This window comes from Sinorhizobium sp. 8-89 (assembly GCF_030124325.1).
Taxonomy (GTDB): Bacteria; Pseudomonadota; Alphaproteobacteria; order Rhizobiales; family Rhizobiaceae; genus Sinorhizobium.
In genome coordinates, this window is record NZ_JASKLR010000005.1 from 317137 (window position 1) to 337257 (window position 20121).

A 20121-nucleotide genomic window follows, 5' to 3' on the forward strand; every position below is an offset into this window, starting at 1 on the left:
TTTCTTGGGGGACCTGGCAGCTCAGGCTGCGGCAGTCGAAATCCACGAGGTCAATGCGGTCTTCGGAGCGGCACCGACCTTGATGTCCGCCACTTCGCCGGCCTTGAACATAGCGAGCGTCGGGATCGAGCGTACGCCGTACTGAGCGGCAAGCTCGGGGTTTTCGTCGATGTTGAGCTTGGCGACCTTGACCTTGCCGGCGAGCTCCGTTGCGATTTCCTCAAGGCTCGGCGCGATCATCTTGCACGGACCGCACCATTCCGCCCAGAAATCGACGACGACAGGCTCGGCCGAGTTCAGGACTTCCTGCTGAAAATTGGAGGTATCGACTTTCACAGTGGCCATCTGCTGCTCCTTGCTTTCGGAAATGGCGACCGCACGACCTCTGATCCTGCGGTTCTTCAAAATGTGACCGCGCCTTTCGGTTTGAACCGGGCCGGCGCGGCGTGTCCAGATGTTGTGCCTCATGTGAGGCGTCGCCACTGGATTTTCAATATCGTGTATCTCACTTTGTCGCGAGCTCTTCAAGGCTCCTGTCCAGCATCGCTTCGGGAAGCATCTGGATCGTCGGTCCCTCGGTGAAGATCAGCGCGCAGCGGAACCGCCGTCCGGGATAGAGCGGCTTCAGCAGTTCGCGGTAGATGGCAAGCTGCGTTCGGTAGGTGGGCGGGATCTCAGTCAAGGACGTTGGCACCTGGCGATTCGTCTTGAAGTCGGCAATCGTGACCGTATCGACGGAAACGGCCAGCCGGTCGATACGGCCCGACACGGCGAACTCACGCCCGCCAAGCGCGAGCGTTCCCATGACCGAGACTTCCGCCCGGCTGTGCGCGGCAAACAGTGTCTGCAGATCGGGGTGTTCCAGCACGTCCATCACTGCATTGGCGAGCGCCTGACGCTCCGGCTCGGGCCAGCGCGGCACCGACCGCAGCAGATAGCGGTCTGCCGCCGCCCGGCGTTCCGCAGAATCGATCGATGGAAGAACCTGCAGCAGCCGGTGAAGGATCGCGCCACGCAGCAGCGAGCGTTTCGGTGCCGCCTTTTCCGTGAAAAGCGCCGATCCGACGATCGATTCGCTGTCCGGATCGTCGATGACAATGCCCGTCCCGGACGGGGTGAGCGGCCGCGGCAGCCGACGCGGCGCCGGCAGGGGAGCAGAAAGCGTGGCGGGCAGGCCCGGCGCCATATGCTCTCCCTCGGGTTGCGTGCCTTCTGCCACGGGAGCGTCGATCGGGCGGTACATCTCACGCCACGCATGGCCCGTCCATTCTTCGCCGCCCGCGCGGAACACCATCGGCGTCCCGCGTCCCTTTGTATCCTGCGCCAACGTCCCCTGGACCATGGCGTGCCAGGTATCGGTATTCTCCCTCTGTCCGCGGTACCCGCATATGACGAGCCGGTCTGCGGCGCGGGTCATGCCGACATAGAGCAGGCGCCGGTATTCCTCCTCCGCCAGTGCCTTCAGGCGGGCATTGTCGGTGTTGAGCAGGGAATTCGTTCCCGAGCCGGGCGCCCGCCAGACAGGCACGGTAACGATGGAACCGTCAGGCCGCTGCTTTTCGAAAAGGCGCAGATCGGGAACATGCTGGCTGTTGAAGGCCTTGCCACCGCCGTCGACGAGGAAGACGACCGGTGCTTCGAGGCCTTTTGCCGCGTGCACGGTCATGACGCGCACCTCGTCGCGCTCCTTGTCCTGCTCGCGTTTGACCGTCGGCGCTTCGATTTCGAGTGTCGAAATGAAGGCCTGAAGACCGGGCAAGCCGGATCTTTCGTGATCAAGCGCGAAAGTCAGAAACTCGTCGAGAATGTCGCTGACCTCGCTGCCCAGCCGGGCGAGGAACGCTGCCCGGCCACCATGAACGCTGAGCACCCGCGCATAGAAATCATGCGGCAGCAAGTGCCGGGCGAGATCGGCGTATCCGGCAAGCGTCCGTACGACCTCCTGGTAGGGGCTCGTCTCTTCGGCGCCAATGGTCCGCAGGCGTTGCCAGAGGCTTTCGTCTTCAACTCTTCGCGCTGCAAGCTCGAAAATATCCTCTTCGCCGAGATTGAAGAGCGGACTTTTCAGCAGTGCGGCGAGAGAAAGATCATCCTGCGGCAAGAGGACGAAGCGGCCGAGCGCCATCAGGTCCTGAATGGCGATGTGGCTGGTGAGCACGAGGCGGTCGGCGCCGGCGACCGGAATATTGCTTCTGCGCTTCAGCGCCCGCGTCAAGGCGTTGACGAAGGCATCCCGCTTGCGAACGAGGACGATGACGTCCCCCGGCCGCATCGGTCGGCGAACGCCCTTCTCGATCACGGTCTCTTTGCCGATCCAGTCATCGAGGACCGCCGCAATTCGTCGCGCCAGTATGTTTGCCGGCGCGCGCTCGGGCGTCGCGTCGAAAGCGGCTGTCCATTCCTCTTCGGCGAGCACCGGTTCGGGCGCGATCACGTCCCATAGGTCGACGGCTCCGGGATGGCCGATGCGGTTTGAGGCATGCACGATCTCCTCACCCTGTGCGCTGAGCCCCTTGGCATTCGCCCTGTTGGCAAAGACCGTATCGACGGCCGACAGGACGTCGACAGTCGATCGGAAGGAAAGCTGCAGGCGGATTGGGCTGAAGTATTTTCCACCCGCGCGCACCCGCCGCTCCGTAACGACGCTCTCGCGCGAAAACCGCTCCGGCCGCGCACCCTGGAACGAATAGATCGATTGCTTCTCGTCTCCGACGGCGAAGATCGTCCGCTCATCCGCTCTTGCCGTCTCGCCGGCGAAGAAATCGGCGGCAAGCGACTGGATGATCGTCCATTGCGTCGGGCTCGTGTCCTGGGCTTCGTCGACGAGGATGTGGTCAATGCCCTGGTCAAGCTTGTAGTGCACCCAGGCGCCGACGTCGCCACGGGCAAGAAGTGTTGCCGTACGGTTGATGAGGTCCTCGAAGTCGAGTTGGCTGCGCGCCTTCTTGATTTCCTCGTAATCGCTGTTGAGCTTCTCGGCGAGGGTGAGGGCGGCGCGTGTCGCCTCGTACATCCTGACGATGCTCAGGCGATCCACGCAGGCAACGATATGATCGCGCGCCTGTTCCACCAGAGGTGCGAGGTCAGGCGCCTCGCGCCGCATTGCAGCGTTCAAAAAGGTGGAGTCTGCCTTCGGTTTGCCGCCTCCGTTGATGAAGAGCCCAACCAGTCTCCGATAGCGCTCCTCGGGATCGACGAGTCCTGCGACCCTCTTTAATCCTTCCGCAAACTCGGAGGGCTTGGCGCCGCCTTTGTATGCCGCCAAGTCGAGATATCGATCAAGGGCTGCCCCGTTCAGGCCAGCGAGTGGCCAGGCCTTCGCCAGCACGCTCTCTGCCGTTTCGCCCGGCGCGATCCCCAGCGATGCGCGCAGATGCGTTTCCAATCCGCCCCGTTTCGCGGCGCGATCGAGAAAGGCTTGAATGGGCGTGCGGTTGGCGACGATCGTCTCCAGCAGCCTTTCAAGGCCCGTATCATCGGCGAGATCGAGAACCGTGGCGAAGGCATCGGCAAGCTCCGCGTCGTCCGCGGTGGTCGCCGTCAGCAGCGCGCGCCGCGCATCCGCGAGCAGGACCGCCGCGGCGCGGTCGTCGAGTACGGAAAAGTGCCCGGCAACATTGGCTTCGAGCGGAAACTGATGCAGGAGCGCTTCGCAGAATGCGTGAATGGTCTGGATTTTCAGGCCGCCGGGGGTCTCGAGGGCGGCCGCGAACAACCGCCGTGCCTGCTGAATTTTTACGCTGGAGGGGCGCGCGCCTTCGACCACCTCGATGCGCTTCTCGAGAGAGGCATCATCCAGCGTCGCCCATTCCGCCAGGCGTTCGAAGACGCGGTTCGACATCTCGGAAGCGGCCGCCTTCGTATAGGTGAGGCAGAGGATTGCAGAGGGTCGGCAACCGGCGAGCAGCAGCCGGATGACGCGTTGGGTCAAGACGTGTGTCTTGCCCGATCCGGCATTGGCGGAAACCCAGGCCGAGCGCGCCGGGTCGGAGGCAAGCGATTGCCGCTCCGTCGTCCAGTCGAGCCAGGCCCGGGGTGTTCTTTCCGCAGGCCCGAAAGCGTCATCCCTCATCGGCATCATCCTCGCCTTCGGCGGTCGCCCACTCGGCGACCCGCGCCAGATGATCGTATTCGCCTCCGTAGTCGCGCTCCTTCTGAACGATCAGGCGTGAGGCGAAGCCGTGCCTGCCGGTCATCAGTGCTGAGAGCAGCTTTTTCAACTCGCTGAGCGATTCCTCCGCCAGCTGATCGGCGGATTTCGTTTCCTTTTGCCTGCCGCCTTCGTTGTTGACACTGTCGACGCTGAAGCGGTTGCCGGGCTTCAGCCGCACGTAGAGAAGCGCATTCGGCTCGGCGCGTCCGGTCGGGCCGAAGGCTCCGGCCTTGAGTGCCGCCGCCTCCAGCGCGAGCTGCGGGTCGAGCAGGCTGCGTGCTTCCCTGGGCGAGGGGCTGGAGCCGGTCTTGTAATCGATGATGTCGACGGTGCCGTCCGCACGTCGGTCGAGACGATCGGCGATACCGGTCAGCCGAATATCCGCAAGGCCGATATCCATGGAGGCGGGAACCTCGGTGAACGACTTCTCGATGCTCTTCCGGCGATCGCGCTCCCATTTGAGGAACGCCCTTCCCACCGCCGCAAAACGCGGGCGCCAGATCGTATCGATATGCGGCGGAAGTCCTTCCTCGTCGAAGGCTTCGTTGAGCAATCCAATCATCACTGCTTCCGCTTCGGGCGCGGCCGGATCGAAGCCGCCCCTGACGAAACGATCGACGATCCGATGGTAGAGCGTTCCGCGCTCGGCCGCCCCGGGATCGCGATTGAAAGGGTCGATCGGCTGCAGCCGCAGGATCCGCCGCGCATAGACCGCATAGGGATCGCGCCGAAGGCGCGTCACTTCGCTGAAGGAATACTTGCGCGGCTGCAGCTCGGCGGGCGGCTTCGGTTCCGGTCGGGTGGCGAGCGGCTGGGTTTTGCCTTGATCGAGAATGCGCGCCCAGTGGAGATAGGCCGCACCGTTGGATTTAAGCAGTTTCGTCAGCTTTTCGCCACCGAGCGCCTGCAGTCGCTGCAGCCACCGCGAAGTGACGGTCGGTGCCGATCCCTGTCGGATGGAGCGAGAAAAAATCAGCCGACGCGTGCCGCAAGCCATCTGGAAATCATGCGCGAGCTGACCGATGCGCCGCTCCGGCGGTTCGAGCCCGATTCCGGATTTCATCGTCCGCGACAGGAAGGGATCGTTTGATGTTTGTCCCGGCCATGTCCCCTCGTTCATGCCGCCGAGCACCACGAGATCCATGCTTTGCAGTCGCGATTCCAGCGCCCCGAAGATGAAGACGCGGGGGTGTCGCATCGATCGCGGCTTGACCGCTTCGCTTGCCGCGAGCGCTTCGACGATGTCGCACCATTGCGGCCCGTCGGCGCTCATCTGCCCTTCCGTTTCGATGACGCCTTTGAGAAGCGTTGCCAATGCTTCGCCGGCCTCCGTCGACCAGAGACCGCCAAGACTGCCGCGCTCGTCCATGCAAATGGCTTCCAGCGCCCGGCCGGTTCGCTCCGCCCAGTCGGCGAGCGTGAGAACCTTGGATCGAGGCCGCCCATCGGCGCGAAGCGCGGATGCGCTGGCTAGGGGTTCGACGGCCAACGCAATGCGTTCGGCAAGCGTGCGTGCAGCGGCGATATCCTCGTCATCATCAAGGCGGCTCTGCCACGGGGGTGGATGACGATCATGCTTTCGTCTTTCGAGCGTCTGCTCGAGCAAGGGGCAAAGCGCGGAAATATCAGCAGCGACCGTACCGCCGCGCAGCGCCAGAAGTTCCAGCGCATCGGCGGCGCGCCGAACACCCTCGATCGTCTCACCGAAACGGGCGAGCGGATGCTTGAGCAGAGCGACCAGCGGCACGGGATCGCCCGGCCGCAACGCCGCCTCCAGCAGCAGCCGGACGACGGCGCCGGCCGGCGTGGCAGCGAGCGGCGTGCCGGCGGAATCGTCGGCTTCGATGCCGAAGCGGGCGAGTTCCGCCCCGACCCGGCGCGCAAGCCCACGGTCCGGGGTGATCAACGCCGCCTGGCTTTCGTCGTCATCGGCAAGCGCGAGTCTGAGCGCGATAGCGATCGCCGTCGCCTCTTCGCGCTCATTGGCCGTCTCGATCAGCGCGACGTCGGCGAAGGCCGAGAGAAGTTTTTCCTGGTCGAAATCTTCACGCGCGCGGGTCCAGCTGTCAGTCGCATTTGCCGGAAGCAGGGCGCGCGAGAGAACCGTGCTGCGATAATCGAGGGCGCTGTTTGCGGGCTCCAGGGTCTCCACATCGCGACGCGCGATGCCCATGCGCTTCAACAGGCGGTGGAAGCCATATTGCGGGTGGCTGCGGCTCGCCGGATCTTTCGTGATACCGGTCGAAGCAGCGCCGACGATCAGTTCCCATTCCGTGTCGCTCATCGTCTGATCGAGACCCGGCAGAACGATGGTGCCGTTCGGCAGCCTCCTGACGGCCGCGATCAGCGCGGCAGTCACGGGGATCGAACCGGTCGAGCCGGCGATGATGATCGGCCCGGTCACCTTGCCGGCGGCGATGCGCTGTGTTTCCGCCTGCAGAATGGCGTTGCGGTGGCGCGAAGGCGAGGATTGCTTGAGTTCGTCCAGCCGCTCCGGCCAATAGGTGCGGGCAATCTTCAGGAAAGCGAGCGTCAACTGCCACCAGAGCGCATGTTCGCCGGCGTCGAGCGTGTCGAGAGCCTCCCAGGCTAGCTCCTCGGTTTCCACCGCGTCGATCAAGTCGGCGAGATTGCGCGCGAGCCAAATGGCATCGGCAGGGCTCGCGGGGGCGATCAGCGGACTTTCGCCGTGGATATCGAGAACCGCCTGCGGCAGCTGGTTGCGCCAGGCAAGAATGAGGCGGCCGAGCTCGATCAGGCGCGCCGTGCCGGAAAGTGACGGAGCAAGATCGAGGATCGCAGGCGCCTCGGCGTCGAAAAAGCCGCTGTCGTCGTCCGTCTCGCCGAGCGCACGGATCGTCGGCAGGATGGCCGAGCGACCGCCGAGCAGGTCGACGAACTCCGAGCGAAGCACGCGCGCCGAGCGCCGGGTCGGAACGAAAATCGTCACGCCGGCCAACATCAGCGGATCCGCCGGATCGTACTTGAAACCCGGCACCAGCCCGCCGTCACAGAGCTTTTGCGCCAACGTCCTCAGGAAGGGCAGGCCGGCGGGGATCGTGAAGACGTTCGAGGCGTGACCGGGCACCTTATCCTCCCGGCTGGAAGCGCCGCACCGCCGCCTCGGCTTCTGCGATCGCTTCCGGTGTGCCGACCGTCATCCAGTGGCCCTCGAGCATCAGGCCGAAGAGGCGCCCCTTGGCGATCGCGCGGTCGAAATAGATGTTGAGGTTGAAGGCATCGCTCGGCGCGTCGGCGAAGAGGAGCGACTCCATGGCGATCGCGCCGGCATATACGACGGGATTCTCCATGCCCTCCTCATAGCGCGCGAGCCTTCCGTCCTGGGCGAGCGAAAAATCCTTCTTGCCGTTGTGCCCAGTCGTGTCCTCGAGCCGCACGCAGAGGAGCGCCATGTCCATCTTCGCCGGATCGAAGAACGCGGCCAGTCTTTGAAGGTTGCTCGGCTCTCCGGCCTTCTCGCCAACCCAGAAAAGATCGGCGTTCATGACGATCAGCGGTCCGTCTTCCAGCAGCTTCAGCCCCTTGGCGAGCCCGCCTCCCGAATTCATCAAGGCGTCCCGCTCATCCGAAATCAGGATAAGCGGCGTCTGGCGGCGACGGAGATGCTCTTCCATCTGGTCGGCGAAGTGATGGACGTTCACCGCCGCCTTGGTCACGCCGGCGGCCTCCAGTATGTCCAGCACATAGTCGATCATCGGCTTGCCGGCGATCTTGACCAGGGGCTTCGGCAGTGTGTTGGTAATCGGCCGGAGGCGCGTGCCAAGTCCGGCGGCAAGCACCATGGCATTGGTGATGGGCATCGTTTCTGTCAGTTCGCTGATTCGGGAACGAGGATTCCAGCCTTAATGCACCAATCGCGCAAGGGTGTCAGCACCTCATGGCCGAGTGCATGCCTCAGATAAGCGAAGGTGCGCGGCATGTGCTTCATGTAGCCGGGCTTGCCGTCACGCTGCATCAGCCGCACCCAGATGCCGGCGAGCTTGCAGTTGCGCTGCGCCGACATCAGGTGCCAGTCGCGAAGAAAGGCTACCTCGTCGAACGCCCCGGACGCCCTGCGCTCGGCAAGATAGCCATCCAAAAGTCGGGCGGCTAGATGCTGGTCGATTGTCACGCGCGCGTCCTGGACCAGCGACGCAACATCATAGGCGGTCGGACCGATCATCGCGTCCTGGAAATCGATGACGCCGACGCGGTCTAGCCCCTTGCGGTCCGGGCGCCAGAGAATGTTCGGCGAGTGAAAATCGCGCAGCAGCAGGTTTTTCTCGGCCGATTGAAGAACGTCGATGAGTTGATCCCAGACGGCGAAGTACTCCTTGCGCTCCGTGTCGGAGGCCGCTTCGCCGCGCTTCCACGGCAGGTACCAGTCGATCAGCAGGCTCGTCTCGATCTTGATCGCGGTGCGGTCGAAATCGGGAATGCGATGGACCAAGCCGCCGCCTACCGCAATCTCGCGCGTCGCCGGCTTCGCGTGAAGGCGAGCGAGCAGCCGCACGCTTTCGAGATAGCGCTCGGCAACCGGCTTTCCTTCCGTGTCGAGAATGCCCTCGGAACCCAAATCCTCGATCAGCAAGATGCCATTGTCGAGGTCACGGGCGTAGATCGCCGGCGCGGCGAAGCCGCGTTTGCGCAGCAGTTCGGAAATGGCAACGAACGGAACGACATCTTCGGCAAGGTGCGCAAGTTGCTGGTAGTATTTTCCGTCCCGGAGAATGGGGCCAGGCTTATGCCGCGGCGCATCCATCAGAACCTTTGCCGGCTCACCTTCCGCCTCGACGCGCTCATAGGCCCTGACCGAAGCGTCGCCGCTCAGGTGCCGGCGACGGGCCATCGCGTAGCCGTTTTGCGAGAGGAAACTCCGGATCGCCAGCGAACGGGAGATACGCTCGAACGCAGCGTCGGGCGCGGAAATTGCAAGCCGACGTCCGTCGCCCTCGTGCGCGAAAGCAAGCGTGATCCGTTCGGCCGGCAGCGCTTCTTCCGCCCTTTCCGGCCATTCGACAAGGCAGATACCCTCGGAAAGGGCCTCGTCGAAACCAAGTTCGTCGAGTTCCGCCGCGTCGGCGAGACGATAGAGATCGAAATGGGCGACCGGGATGCGCAGGTCGTAGCTTTGAACGAGCGTGAAGGTGGGGCTCGGCACCTCGAGCGCATCGTCGTCAGCGATCGCCCGAAGCAGGGCACGCGCGAAAGTCGATTTTCCCGCACCGAGGTCGCCCGACAAGGTCACGCAGTCTCCCGCCTTCAGCGCCAGCGCCAGGTCTTCGCCTAGCTCGATGGTGGCTGCCTCGTCCTCCAGAAACCGTTGCAGATGTTTCATCTATTCGGCCGCGATGATCTTCGGCATTTCGGACGACGGAATGCGGCAGGTGACCTCCGTGCCCTCGCCCTCTTTGCTGCGGATCGATACGGTGCCGTGATGGAGGCTGACGAAGCTCTCGACGATCGACAGTCCGAGACCGGCGCCGCCGTGCTGGCCGTAGCTCTCGAAGCGGTTGAAGACGGTGTTGAGGACGTCCTGTGGAATGCCGGGGCCGGAATCAGTGACGGAGAACACGAAATCGCTGCCTTCGCGCCGGCACTTGAGATCGATCGCGCTGCCATCGGGCGCGAAATTGGCGGCGTTGGTGAGAAGCTTGATGAAGATCTGCTTCAGCCGCTGCTGGTCCGCGACCATCCGGCCAAGGTTATCGGGCGCGTCCACCCGCAAGGTCACGCCGCTTTCGAGCAGCCTGTCCGCCATCTGATGAGCGACGTCATCGAGGAAATCGCCGAGGTTCACCTCCGACATGTCGAGCTCGACGATGCCGGCGTCGACGGTAGCCAGGTCGAGGATGTCGTTGACGATCGTCAGCAGCAGCGACGAGGAGGTGGCGATATGGTCGACATATTCCGCCTGGCGCTCGTTGAGCTCGCCGAAGGCCGGCGTCTTCAGAAGATCGGCAAAGCCGATGATGTTCGTGAGCGGCGAACGCAGTTCATAGGAAACATGGTGCACGAAGTCGTTCTTCAGCGCGTCGGCCTTGCGCAGCGCCTCGTTCTTCTCGGTCAATGCCCGTTCGACCCTGACGCTGTCGGTAATGTTGACGAAAGTCAGCATCGTCTGGGCGTTCGGCAGAGGGATCACGGCATAATCGAGGATCAGGCCGGTCCGCAATTCGAGCATGCCGCGGCTCGATGGCCGCTCGTCGTCGAAGCTGGTGATGATATGGGCAAAGCGTTTCCAGCCATCCGGCTGGTCGTAGGAAGGGAGGCACGCCTGGTCGACGGCACGAATGTGGGTGCCGGGCTTCGCCTCCGCCTCGCTGATGCCCCAGATCGCCCGGAATGCCGGGTTGGAAAGCCGGATGCGGCCATCTGGCCCGAACACCGCGACGCCTTCGGCGAGATGATCGATCGTTTCGCCCTGGACCTGGACGAGCGTGTTGTAACGGGTCTCGAGATCGACCTTCTCAGTCAGGTTCTCGAACACCCAGGTTGCTCCGCCCTGCGGCCGTGCAGTGGCGAAGACGCGCAGCGTCTGGCCGTTCGGCAAGTGCCAGAGATCGGATTGCGTGTCGAGCGCCTGATAGACGGACAGCGCATTCGCCTTCCACTGTTTCCAGTTGAGCTGCTCGGGAAGCTTGCCGCCGGCCCGCAACCGGTCGAGCACCTCGCCGTTGTCCGGCTTGCGCTCGAGGAAGCCCATGTCGAGATTCCAGAGCCGCTGGAACGCCTGGTTGTAGAACTGCAGGCGCTGGTTGCCGTCGAAGATCGCTACCGGCGTGGCCAAGTGATCAAGCGTTTCGGCATGGCTCTTCAATGTCCGTGCAAGCTCTTCGCGCACGGCTTCGGTGCCGGACACGTCGACGGCGATACCGGCAGACCCGACCGGGCTGCGGGCATCGACGACATCGTAAAACGTGCGATTGCCCCTGACCACGGTCGAAAGCTTGTCGCTGAAAGGCGTTTCAAGGGTCGAAACGGCACGGATTTTTTCGCGTGCTGCGGTGGAAAGCAACTCGCGTCCTTCGGCGACAGCCAGGCTGGCGCTCGATGTCTCGACCGCCTCGGCATAGGCTTCGTTGACCCATTCGAGCTTGCCGTCTGCGGTGCGCTGCCAGACCGGCAGGTCGACCGCATCGAGCAGCGTGCGGAACGTCGACAGCGATGCGTGCAGACGATCGCGTTCGAGCTTCAGTTCTGCGAGTTCGGCTCGGAGATTGTTGAGCGCAATGAACCGCACGAATGCGCGTCCACCGGAAACGCGGCCCTGAGCCTCGAGAACCTCGTTGCGCTGCGTTTCGAGCACGAGATCGAAGCTTTGTGCCTGCGCGCGCAGGGTCTCGATCGCCTTTTCGAGCTGGCTGGCGGACTGGGCCCTCAGCCAGCGTCCGAAGGCGAGAAAATCGCGATCGGCCTGCGGAGCACCGGTCTCGACGGGGAGCTGTCCGAGAAACTCCGGGCGTTCGGCCAGACCGTCCCAGATCACGATGCGCCGGTTCTTGTCGGCGATAAGGGCCTGGAAACGGGAAATTCGCTGGTTTGCGTCGGACAGATCCGATCTGAGCTCGCGGTTCTCGGCCTCGATATTGCCGCGCTGGCGGATCAGCCAGATTGCCGAAATCATGGCGGCGGAAATGACGCCGATCAGGACGGAGAACGTGACGACTTCGGAGGAGCCGAATATGGCCTTGGTGACCGGCGTCGACGCCTGGGCCGCAGCGTCGGTTGCCGCGAAGAAGGCGGTGCCTGCGAGCAGCCGCCGCGCCAGTGCTGGCGCCTTGCTGCCTCCGCCGAAAAGCGTGGATCGTTGTGATTCCATGGCGCCGCCGTCCCCGTCTGTCCGGAAATTGCCGCCGACCTTGCGCCGCCACGCACCGAAACCCCTGGAAAGGGTCCGCTTCAGTTCCGATTGCATCCCCGGTCTGTCTCCGTCTGTTTGCCGCATGTCCGACAAGACATCCCCATTCGCAACGCTCGAAGGTGCCCGCTACAGCGCCGCGTGTCTTAATCAGCCGCGCAAAGGATGCTGTAGCATTTTGAATTGCTGCTTGTTTATTCCTCAAATCGGCTACGATTTGGGGAGACATGCAGTAGCGTCACGAATCAATGGCTTAAGCATACTTGTTTGACGAATCGCCGGAAAGTGCACGGCTCAAAAAAGCGGCCGCGATCTCTTGTCAAGATCGCGGCCACAACATGTTGTGGATTGCCCGGGTAACGATTAGTAGCGGTAGTGTTCGGCCTTGAACGGACCCTGCGGCTTCACGCCGATATAGGCAGCCTGTTCTTCCGAAAGGTCGGTCAGCTTGGCGCCGAGCTTTGCGAGATGCAGGCGGGCAACCTTCTCGTCGAGCTGCTTCGGCAGAACGTAGACTTCGTTCTTGTAGTTCTCACCCTTGGTGAAGAGCTCGATCTGGGCCAGAACCTGATTGGAGAAGGAAGCCGACATCACGAAGGACGGATGGCCGGTCGCGTTGCCGAGGTTCAGCAAACGGCCTTCCGAAAGCAGGATCATGCGGTTGCCCTTCGGGAACTCGATCATGTCGACCTGCGGCTTGATGTTGGTCCATTTCAGCTTGCGCAGCGCCGAGACCTGGATTTCATTGTCGAAGTGGCCGATGTTGCCGACGATCGCCATGTCCTTCATCTCGCGCATGTGGTCCATGCGGATGACGTCCTTGTTGCCGGTCGTCGTGATGAAGATGTCGGCCGTCGAGACGACGTCCTCGAGCTGGACGACTTCATAGCCGTCCATCGCGGCCTGCAGTGCGCAGATCGGATCGACTTCGGTGACCTTCACGCGCGCTCCCGCACCCTGCAAGGAAGCGGCCGAGCCCTTGCCGACGTCGCCATAGCCGCAAACGACGGCAACCTTGCCGGCCATCATCACGTCGGTGCCGCGGCGAATGCCGTCGACGAGTGATTCCTTGCAGCCGTACTTGTTGTCGAACTTCGACTTGGTGACGCTGTCATTGACGTTGATCGCCGGGAACGGAAGCAGGCCCTTGGACTGGAGCTGGTAGAGACGGTTGACGCCGGTGGTCGTTTCTTCGGTCACGCCCTTGATCGCGTCGCGCTGCTTCGTAAACCAGCCGGGCGTTGCCGCAAGACGCTTCTTGATCTGGGCAAAGAGGATTTCCTCTTCTTCCGAGCCCGGGGTGGAAAGCACGTTCTCGCCGGCTTCGGCGCGCGCGCCGAGCAGGATGTACATGGTGGCGTCGCCGCCATCGTCGAGAATCATGTTTGAGAGGCCGCCGTCGGCCCACTGGAAGATCTTGTCGGTGTAGGTCCAGTATTCCTCAAGCGTTTCGCCCTTGACGGCAAAGACCGGAACGCCGCTTGCTGCGATCGCCGCGGCGGCGTGGTCCTGCGTCGAGAAGATGTTGCACGAGGCCCAGCGAACCTCGGCGCCGAGCGCAACCAGCGTCTCGATCAGCACGGCCGTCTGGATGGTCATGTGCAGCGAACCGGTGATGCGTGCGCCCTTCAGCGGCTTCGATGCACCGAATTCCTCACGGCAGGCCATCAGGCCCGGCATTTCCGTTTCGGCGATGGCAATTTCCTTGCGGCCGAAATCGGCCAGGCCGATATCGGCGACAATATAGTCCTGAGTTGCGGTCATGGAGTTCTCCAGGCTGATCTTTTCCGGCCGCGCCGGCCCTCTGGCCGTCCGGCGGCGTGACAATGCCTCCCGCGCAGGATCACGGGGAGAGTGCGCCCGGTCTATCAGGAATCAGCTGGGAGGGCAACCACGATATAAAGAAGTCTTTATATGTTTATATCGCGCGAACGGCGGAGGGCGCTTCGGCTCAAGCGCGCCCACCGGGCGCGTCAGATCTCTTCGCCGAATTTGTCACGAACAAGCGCGTCGAGGGCATTGAGCGCCTCTTCTGCCTGGGCGCCGCTGGCGTTGACAAAGACGGTACAGCCCGTGCTGGCCGCAAGCATCATCAGGCCCATGATCGACGTGCCGCCAACCGTCATACCGTCCTTGGAGACGGTGATTTCGGCGTCATAGGCTTCGACGGTCTGGACGAATTTCGCCGACGCCCGTGCATGCAGGCCGCGTTTGTTTATGATCAGCAGCTCGCGCGTCAGCGACATGGCGGGGCGATGGTCCATCATTTTCCACTCAGCACGCGGCTGGCGACATTGATGTATTTGCGTCCCGCCTCGGAGGCCTCGACGAGGGCCTTGTCCATGTCACTTTCGCCGCGAACGCCGGCAAGCTTGATCAGCATCGGCAGATTGACGCCCGCAATCACCTCTACGCTGCCGCTGCGCATGACCGAGATGGCGAGGTTGGATGGCGTGCCGCCGAACATGTCCGTCAGAATGATGACGCCATTGCCCACGTCGGCGCCAGCAACTGCATCGAGTATATCCTGACGCCGCTGGTCCATGTCGTCTTCGGGCCCGATGCAGACGGTCTCGATAGCTTTTTGCGGACCGACGACATGCTCCAACGCATGCCGAAACTCTTCCGCCAGCTTGCCATGGGTGACAAGCACAAGTCCGATCATGGGTGTCTTTGCTCCAACTGCATATGCAACTCTCGTTGATGGTCAGATATCGCAATGCAGCAATTTCGTCCACCTGCTGGGGCGGCCATCTTGGCAAGGAAAAGGCGAAGTGCAAGCCAAAAATGCCGAAAAAGCAGCCCTTCTGCCCCCGGATAAGGCTAAAGTGCTAATTTTTTGGGTAGCAATGCGTGCAGTGCATCGAGCGGCGAGACGAGGGTTTCAACGGGAACGCGCAACAGCGGCAGAGTTCGCCCAATTTGTAGCTGCAACTCCTCGTTCTCGGGTGGCAGACGCGGGTCGCGGGACGGCCTGGCCGGCATGATCGCCCAGTCCAGAACGCAGGCGGACACCGTTTCGACGGCGACGATGCCGCCGCCGCGAATCTCGATCAGACCGCGAATGGATGCAGGGCAGCGGGCGATGATCCGGTTATTCTCGAGGGTAAGATCGACCCGGTCATCGGCGACGAGCGCCGCAAAACGTCCGCGGCGCCTCGCCTCGGAAATGCAGGAAAGGGCGAAGGCCGATTTGCCCGAGCCGGAGGGGCCGGTAATCAGAAATCCGGCCGTGCCGAGAACGATTGCCGTTGCGTGGATATTGCAAGTTGGCGCGGTCACTGGTGCGGCTCGGCCGGCAGCGAGAGGATGAACCGGGCGCCAGTCACGTGCCCGCCTTGCCCGACAATGTTTTCCGCCTTCAGCGTGCCGCCATGCGCTTCGGCGATCTGGCGTGAAATCGAAAGGCCGAGACCGGAATTCTGACCGAAGTCCTCGCCTTCCGGCCGGTCGGTATAGAAGCGCTCGAAAATCCGATCGATGTCTTCGGCTTGAATGCCCGGACCATTGTCCTCCACAAAGACGAGACAGCGGGAACGCAACCGAGTCAGGCGGATGATAATGCGGCCATTCTGCTCCGGGACGAAAGAGCGGGCGTTTTCGATGAGGTTCGTGATGATCTGGCTGATGCGCAGCTCATAGCCGCTGACGACGAAGCTCGCTCGCGGATTGTCCTTGCGATCGATGACGAAGTCCAGGAGCACCGGCTTCTTCTTGCTGCGAATCTGTCGGGAAATATCGATGAGATCGCCAAGCAGCTTCTCCAGGTCGACTTTCTTGGCGTCGCTGCGCGCCAGCTCTGCATCGAGTCGCGACGCATCGGAAATATCGCTGATCAGCCGATCGAGGCGGCGCACGTCGTGCTGGATGACGTCGAGCAGCCGTTTTTTCGAATCCTCGTTGCGCGCGAGCGGCAGGGTCTCGACAGCGCTGCGCAGCGATGTGAGCGGGTTCTTGAGCTCATGGCTGACGTCGGCGGCAAAGTTCTCGATCGCCGCGATGCGATCGTAGAGCGCCGTCGTCATTTCGCGGAGCGCCACCGACAGGTTGCCGATCTCGTCCTGGCGTGAGGAGAAGTCCGGGATTTCCTCCCGTTCCTTCGCGCCGCCGCGGCGCACCCGAATCGCGGCAGCCGACAGCCTTCTCAGCGGATTGGCGATGGTCGACGAAAGAAGCAGAGACAGGATGACGTTGACGAGCGCAGCGACGCCGAAAACGCGGATGATCGCCAGGCGCTCGGCATGGACGATCTTGTCGATGTCGCCAGCCTGCGTCGAAAGCAGCAGCACCCCGAGCACCGCGCGGAACCGCTGCACCGGCACGGCGACCGAAACGATCAGCTCGCCCTTCTCCGTCACCCGCACGACGGCACCGCGCACGCCGGTAAGCGCGTTCATGACCTCCGGGTAGATCGAGCCGTTGCCGCCCGGTGGCTCCTTATAGAGCGGCAGGTCGCCGGGCTGCAGCAGCCGGTTGAGCCACATGCTGAGCTTGTCGGCGATGCCTGTCGTCTCCGGATCGACCGGCGGAAGATCGAAGCGCAGGATCTGACCGCCGCTATAGAGATGACGGGAGTCGAGAAGCAGATCGGCATCGGCGTCGAAGAGGCGCGCGCGTGTCCGCGTCGGGGAAATCAGGCGTCTCAGGACGGGCGCTACCCGTTCCTGGATGATCGGAAACTCGAGATCCTCGTCGCTCGGCAGCGGTGTGATGCTTTCGCCGGCCTGGAGTTCGAGCAGCTTCTCCGGATCGATGGTGATCGAGTTGGTATCGACCGATGCGGAGGCGGAAATCGCCCCGGCGATGATCTCGCCCTGGGTCAGCAGGCTTTCAACCCGGGCGTCGATCAGACCTTCCCGGAACTGGTTGAGGTACATGATGCCGCCGACGAGCACCACGAGCGCGACGAGGTTGAAGAAGACGATGCGCCGGGTGAGGCTGGAAAAGACGGCATTGCCGAACAGGCGGCGGATCAGGGTGAAGGGATGCGCCCATCGGCGCTGGCTGCGCGTCGATGCCCGCCCTTCAATATCCTCCAGATCGCCCTGCAAGACGTCTACCAAGTCTCCCGCTCCCACGACGGAGTTTTCCGTCGCCTTCTTTTTCCTTGCGCCGGCACAGCGACCGGCCTCTCATCTGCCTCGTCCCGGCCGGCGGGGTTTTTGCCTATGGATGGCTTACGGCCTGCCCGACGGGGCCTCTTTCGCGTCGCCGTTACGCCATTTCTGCATGATCCACAATCTCCGTTGTGGCAAGTCGGAGGGGCCGTCAGGCTGTTTCGCGAAAACGGTAGCCGACGCCGTAGAGCGTTTCGATCATGTCGAAGTCGTTGTCGACCATCTTGAATTTCTTGCGAAGCCGTTTGATGTGGCTGTCGATCGTGCGGTCATCCACATAGACCTGCTCATCATAGGCGGCATCCATCAGTGCGTCTCGGCTCTTCACCACACCCGGACGCTGCGCCAGCGAGTGCAGGATGAGAAACTCCGTGACCGTGAGGGTCACCGATTCGTTCTTCCAGGTGCAGGTGTGGCGCTCCTGGTCCATGACGAGCTGGCCGCGTTCCAGCGAACGGGACGGGGCATCGGAAGTCTTCGCCGTGCCCATGGGGCCGGCCGCCGCGAGGTCGCGGTTCGGCGCGCGACGCAGGATCGCCTTGACACGCTCGACCAGCAGGCGCTGGGAGAATGGCTTGGTGATGAAATCGTCGGCGCCCATCTTGAGGCCGAAGAGTTCGTCGATTTCCTCGTCCTTTGAGGTGAGGAAAATGACCGGCAGGTCGGATTTCTGCCGCAGGCGGCGCAAGAGTTCCATGCCGTCCATGCGCGGCATCTTGATGTCGAAGATCGCGAGTTGCGGCGGACGCGCCAGCAGGCCTTCGAGCGCCGATGCACCGTCGGTATAAGTTTCGACCTTGTAGCCCTCGGCTTCCAGCGCGATGGACACAGATGTCAGGATATTGCGGTCGTCATCGACAAGCGCGATGGTCTGCATCGTATTCAACTCCGTCTTTTGAGGTCCGGGTGGCCGGAACCGCTTCAAGAACCGCGGCAACCGCGAGTCACCGGCGTTACTTGAGTATAAACGTGGAACAAATTGTGGCGAAGCACAAAAGGCCCGCGGCTAATCGTCGAGCGGGCAGCCGTTAAATGTGACTTGGCAAAGGGAGATTCAACCGATTAAAAAATGCATATTTTTCTTTAAATCGATTAATATACTGATATCATTATTGTTTTAGGAATCGATATCTTGTCTTCGATCTAGCTTGCCGGTATGTTCCGACAGAATTCAATACCAATGGCCAATGACAAAGGAAGCTTGACCATGGAGCAACTCGGCACCCGCAATCCCTCGAACGGACTGGAAACAATCGGCTTTTCGGACCTGGCTTTCGTCCGCTACAACCTCGAGGCAGCGGAGCTTTACGAGGACGCCCTTCGCCGGGGCGAGGCGCAAGTGACGGCGCATGGCGCCCTCTGCGCACGGACCGGCCAGCACACGGGCCGCTCCCCCAAGGACAAGTTCGTCGTCCACGACGCGGCGACCGCTGATCAGATCTGGTGGGACAACAATAACGCGATCTCGCCGGAAAACTTCGAGCGCCTGCGGCAGGACATGCTTGATCATGCCAAGGGCAAGTCGCTCTACGTGCAGGACCTCGTTGGTGGTGCCGATCCGGCGCATGCTCTGCCGACGCGCGTCATTACCGAACTCGCCTGGCATTCGCTGTTCATCCGCAACCTCCTGATCCGCCCGGCGCGCGAAGCGCTGGCAGGTTTCGAGCCGAAGCTGACGATCATCGATCTGCCGAGCTTCAGGGCGAATCCGGAGCGTCACGGCTGCCGCAGCGAGACGGTGATCGCCTGCGACCTGACGAACGGTCTCGTCCTGATCGGCGGTACGTCCTATGGCGGCGAAATGAAGAAGTCGGTCTTCACGGTGCTCAACTATCTGCTGCCGAAGAAGGCCGTCATGCCGATGCATTGCTCGGCCAATGTCGGTCCCGCGGGAGACACCGCGATCTTCTTTGGCCTGTCGGGCACGGGCAAGACCACGCTCTCTGCCGATCCGACCCGCACGCTCATCGGCGACGACGAGCACGGGTGGGGCGAGGACGGCGTCTTCAATTTCGAAGGCGGCTGCTATGCCAAGGCGATCAGGCTTTCGGCCTCGGCTGAACCGGAGATCTACGCGACGACCCGGCGCTTCGGCACCGTGATGGAGAACGTCGTCCTGGATAAGCGTCGGGTGCCTGACTTCGACGATGATTCGCTGACGGAAAACACCCGTTGCGCCTATCCGCTGGACTTCATTCCGAATGCCAGCGAGACCGGAACGGCGCCGCAGCCGCGCACCGTCATCATGTTGACTGCGGACGCCTTTGGCGTCATGCCGCCGATCGCCAGGCTGACGCCGGAACAGGCGATGTATCACTTCCTGTCCGGGTACACGGCAAAGGTCGCCGGAACGGAAAAGGGCGTGACCGAGCCGGAAGCGACCTTCTCGACCTGCTTCGGCGCTCCGTTCATGCCGCGCCATCCGTCCGAATACGGCAACCTGCTGAAGGACCTGATTGCCAAGAACGGCGTCACCTGCTGGCTGGTCAATACCGGCTGGACCGGCGGCGCCTACGGCACCGGAAACCGCATGCCGATCAGGGTGACGCGCGCGCTGCTTTCGGCGGCACTCGACGGCTCGCTCAACGATGCGTCGTTCCGCACCGACGCGAACTTCGGCTTTGCAGTGCCGGTGTCGGTGCCGGGCGTGGACGACGGTATTCTCGATCCGCGCTCGACATGGGCGGACGGTGTTGCCTATGACGCGCAGGCGCGCCGCCTGGTCGACATGTTCATCGCCAACTTTGCCAAGTTCGAAAACCATGTCGACGGCAGTGTGCGCGACGCGGCTCCGGGAGCGAAGGTCGCCGCCGAATAAAGATCGCTGGCTATGATTCACGTGAAACCCGGCCTCGAAGGCCGGGTTTTCGCGTTTATCCTGTTTGTTTTCAAGCGCTTCGTTCTGGCTTCTTGAAAATGCGCAACTACGAATGGAGAATCGGACACTCTTTTCTTGGTGTTGCCCTGTACCAGAGTGATTTTGGAGTGTT

General features: G+C 62.6%; 13 protein-coding genes. 1 reads left to right on the forward strand and 12 read right to left on the reverse strand.

All coding sequences use genetic code 11. From position 1 onward, the window contains the following. Positions 1-21: 21 nt before the first annotated feature. The 12 genes from trxA to chvI all read right to left on the reverse strand — a co-directional run bounded on the left by trxA (position 22) and on the right by chvI (position 18008). The gene (gene trxA, locus QN219_RS13675; RefSeq protein ID WP_153440576.1) at positions 22-345 is read right to left on the reverse strand and encodes a thioredoxin; all 324 of its coding nucleotides are present in this window, start codon (positions 343-345) and stop codon (positions 22-24) included. 160 nt (positions 346-505) lie between these two features. Then, complete coding sequence (gene addA, locus QN219_RS13680; protein WP_284000239.1) at positions 506-4072, reverse strand: double-strand break repair helicase AddA; 3567 nt, start codon at positions 4070-4072, stop codon at positions 506-508. Continuing rightward, a complete protein-coding gene (gene addB / locus QN219_RS13685; RefSeq protein WP_284000240.1) occupies positions 4062-7241 on the reverse strand; it encodes a double-strand break repair protein AddB in 3180 nt (1059 codons plus the stop codon). Before addB ends, addA begins: the two co-directional genes overlap by 11 nt. 1 nt (position 7242) lies before the next feature. Next, positions 7243-7974, reverse strand: a complete 732-nt coding sequence (locus QN219_RS13690) for a nucleotidyltransferase family protein (protein ID WP_284000241.1) — start codon at positions 7972-7974, stop codon at positions 7243-7245. Positions 7975-7982: 8 nt separating this feature from the next. Continuing rightward, a complete protein-coding gene (gene tsaE, locus QN219_RS13695) occupies positions 7983-9491 on the reverse strand; it encodes a tRNA (adenosine(37)-N6)-threonylcarbamoyltransferase complex ATPase subunit type 1 TsaE (RefSeq protein WP_284000242.1) in 1509 nt (502 codons plus the stop codon). Then, positions 9492-11975 carry an ATP-binding protein gene (locus tag QN219_RS13700; RefSeq protein ID WP_284000244.1) on the reverse strand — a complete coding sequence of 828 codons (2484 nt, stop codon included), beginning with the start codon at positions 11973-11975 and terminating at the stop codon, positions 9492-9494. It lies immediately after the preceding gene. A gap of 402 nt (positions 11976-12377) precedes the next feature. Beyond that, positions 12378-13778 carry an adenosylhomocysteinase gene (ahcY, locus tag QN219_RS13705; RefSeq protein WP_284000247.1) on the reverse strand — a complete coding sequence of 467 codons (1401 nt, stop codon included), beginning with the start codon at positions 13776-13778 and terminating at the stop codon, positions 12378-12380. 209 nt (positions 13779-13987) lie between these two features. After that, positions 13988-14281: an HPr family phosphocarrier protein gene (locus QN219_RS13710; protein WP_284000248.1), complete on the reverse strand. Its 294-nt coding sequence runs from the start codon at positions 14279-14281 to the stop codon at positions 13988-13990. Further along, a complete protein-coding gene (locus QN219_RS13715; protein ID WP_173508572.1) occupies positions 14278-14679 on the reverse strand; it encodes a PTS sugar transporter subunit IIA in 402 nt (133 codons plus the stop codon). Before QN219_RS13715 ends, QN219_RS13710 begins: the two co-directional genes overlap by 4 nt. Before the next feature lie 158 nt (positions 14680-14837). Then, on the reverse strand, positions 14838-15296 hold the full coding sequence (locus QN219_RS13720) for an HPr kinase/phosphorylase (RefSeq protein WP_284000249.1): 459 nt from the start codon (positions 15294-15296) through the stop codon (positions 14838-14840). Beyond that, positions 15293-17077, reverse strand: coding sequence for a sensor histidine kinase (locus QN219_RS13725; RefSeq protein ID WP_284000250.1), 1785 nt, complete (start codon positions 17075-17077; stop codon positions 15293-15295). The genes QN219_RS13720 and QN219_RS13725 overlap by 4 nt, the downstream gene beginning before the upstream one ends. Positions 17078-17282: 205 nt before the next feature. Then, positions 17283-18008 carry a two-component system response regulator ChvI gene (chvI, locus tag QN219_RS13730; protein ID WP_173508569.1) on the reverse strand — a complete coding sequence of 242 codons (726 nt, stop codon included), beginning with the start codon at positions 18006-18008 and terminating at the stop codon, positions 17283-17285. 330 nt (positions 18009-18338) lie between these two features. On the opposite strand from chvI, the gene QN219_RS13735 reads away from it, so the two are divergent. Further along, positions 18339-19949 (forward strand): phosphoenolpyruvate carboxykinase, encoded by a 1611-nt coding sequence (locus QN219_RS13735; RefSeq protein WP_284000252.1) that lies wholly within the window; start codon positions 18339-18341, stop codon positions 19947-19949. Positions 19950-20121: the final 172 nt, after the last annotated feature.

What these genes read in the sequence shown, in the direction of transcription:
- trxA (WP_153440576.1), bottom strand. Translation starts at nt 345, where the DNA reads ATGGCCACTGTGAAAGTCGATACCTCCAATTTTCAGCAGGAAGTCCTG.
- addA (WP_284000239.1), bottom strand. Translation starts at nt 4,072, where the DNA reads ATGAGGGATGACGCTTTCGGGCCTGCGGAAAGAACACCCCGGGCCTGG.
- QN219_RS13690 (WP_284000241.1), bottom strand. Translation starts at nt 7,974, where the DNA reads ATGCCCATCACCAATGCCATGGTGCTTGCCGCCGGACTTGGCACGCGC.
- tsaE (WP_284000242.1), bottom strand. Translation starts at nt 9,491, where the DNA reads ATGAAACATCTGCAACGGTTTCTGGAGGACGAGGCAGCCACCATCGAG.
- QN219_RS13700 (WP_284000244.1), bottom strand. Translation starts at nt 11,975, where the DNA reads ATGGAATCACAACGATCCACGCTTTTCGGCGGAGGCAGCAAGGCGCCA.
- ahcY (WP_284000247.1), bottom strand. Translation starts at nt 13,778, where the DNA reads ATGACCGCAACTCAGGACTATATTGTCGCCGATATCGGCCTGGCCGAT.
- QN219_RS13710 (WP_284000248.1), bottom strand. Translation starts at nt 14,281, where the DNA reads ATGATGGACCATCGCCCCGCCATGTCGCTGACGCGCGAGCTGCTGATC.
- QN219_RS13715 (WP_173508572.1), bottom strand. Translation starts at nt 14,679, where the DNA reads ATGATCGGACTTGTGCTTGTCACCCATGGCAAGCTGGCGGAAGAGTTT.
- chvI (WP_173508569.1), bottom strand. Translation starts at nt 18,008, where the DNA reads ATGCAGACCATCGCGCTTGTCGATGACGACCGCAATATCCTGACATCT.
- QN219_RS13735 (WP_284000252.1), top strand. Translation starts at nt 18,339, where the DNA reads ATGGAGCAACTCGGCACCCGCAATCCCTCGAACGGACTGGAAACAATC.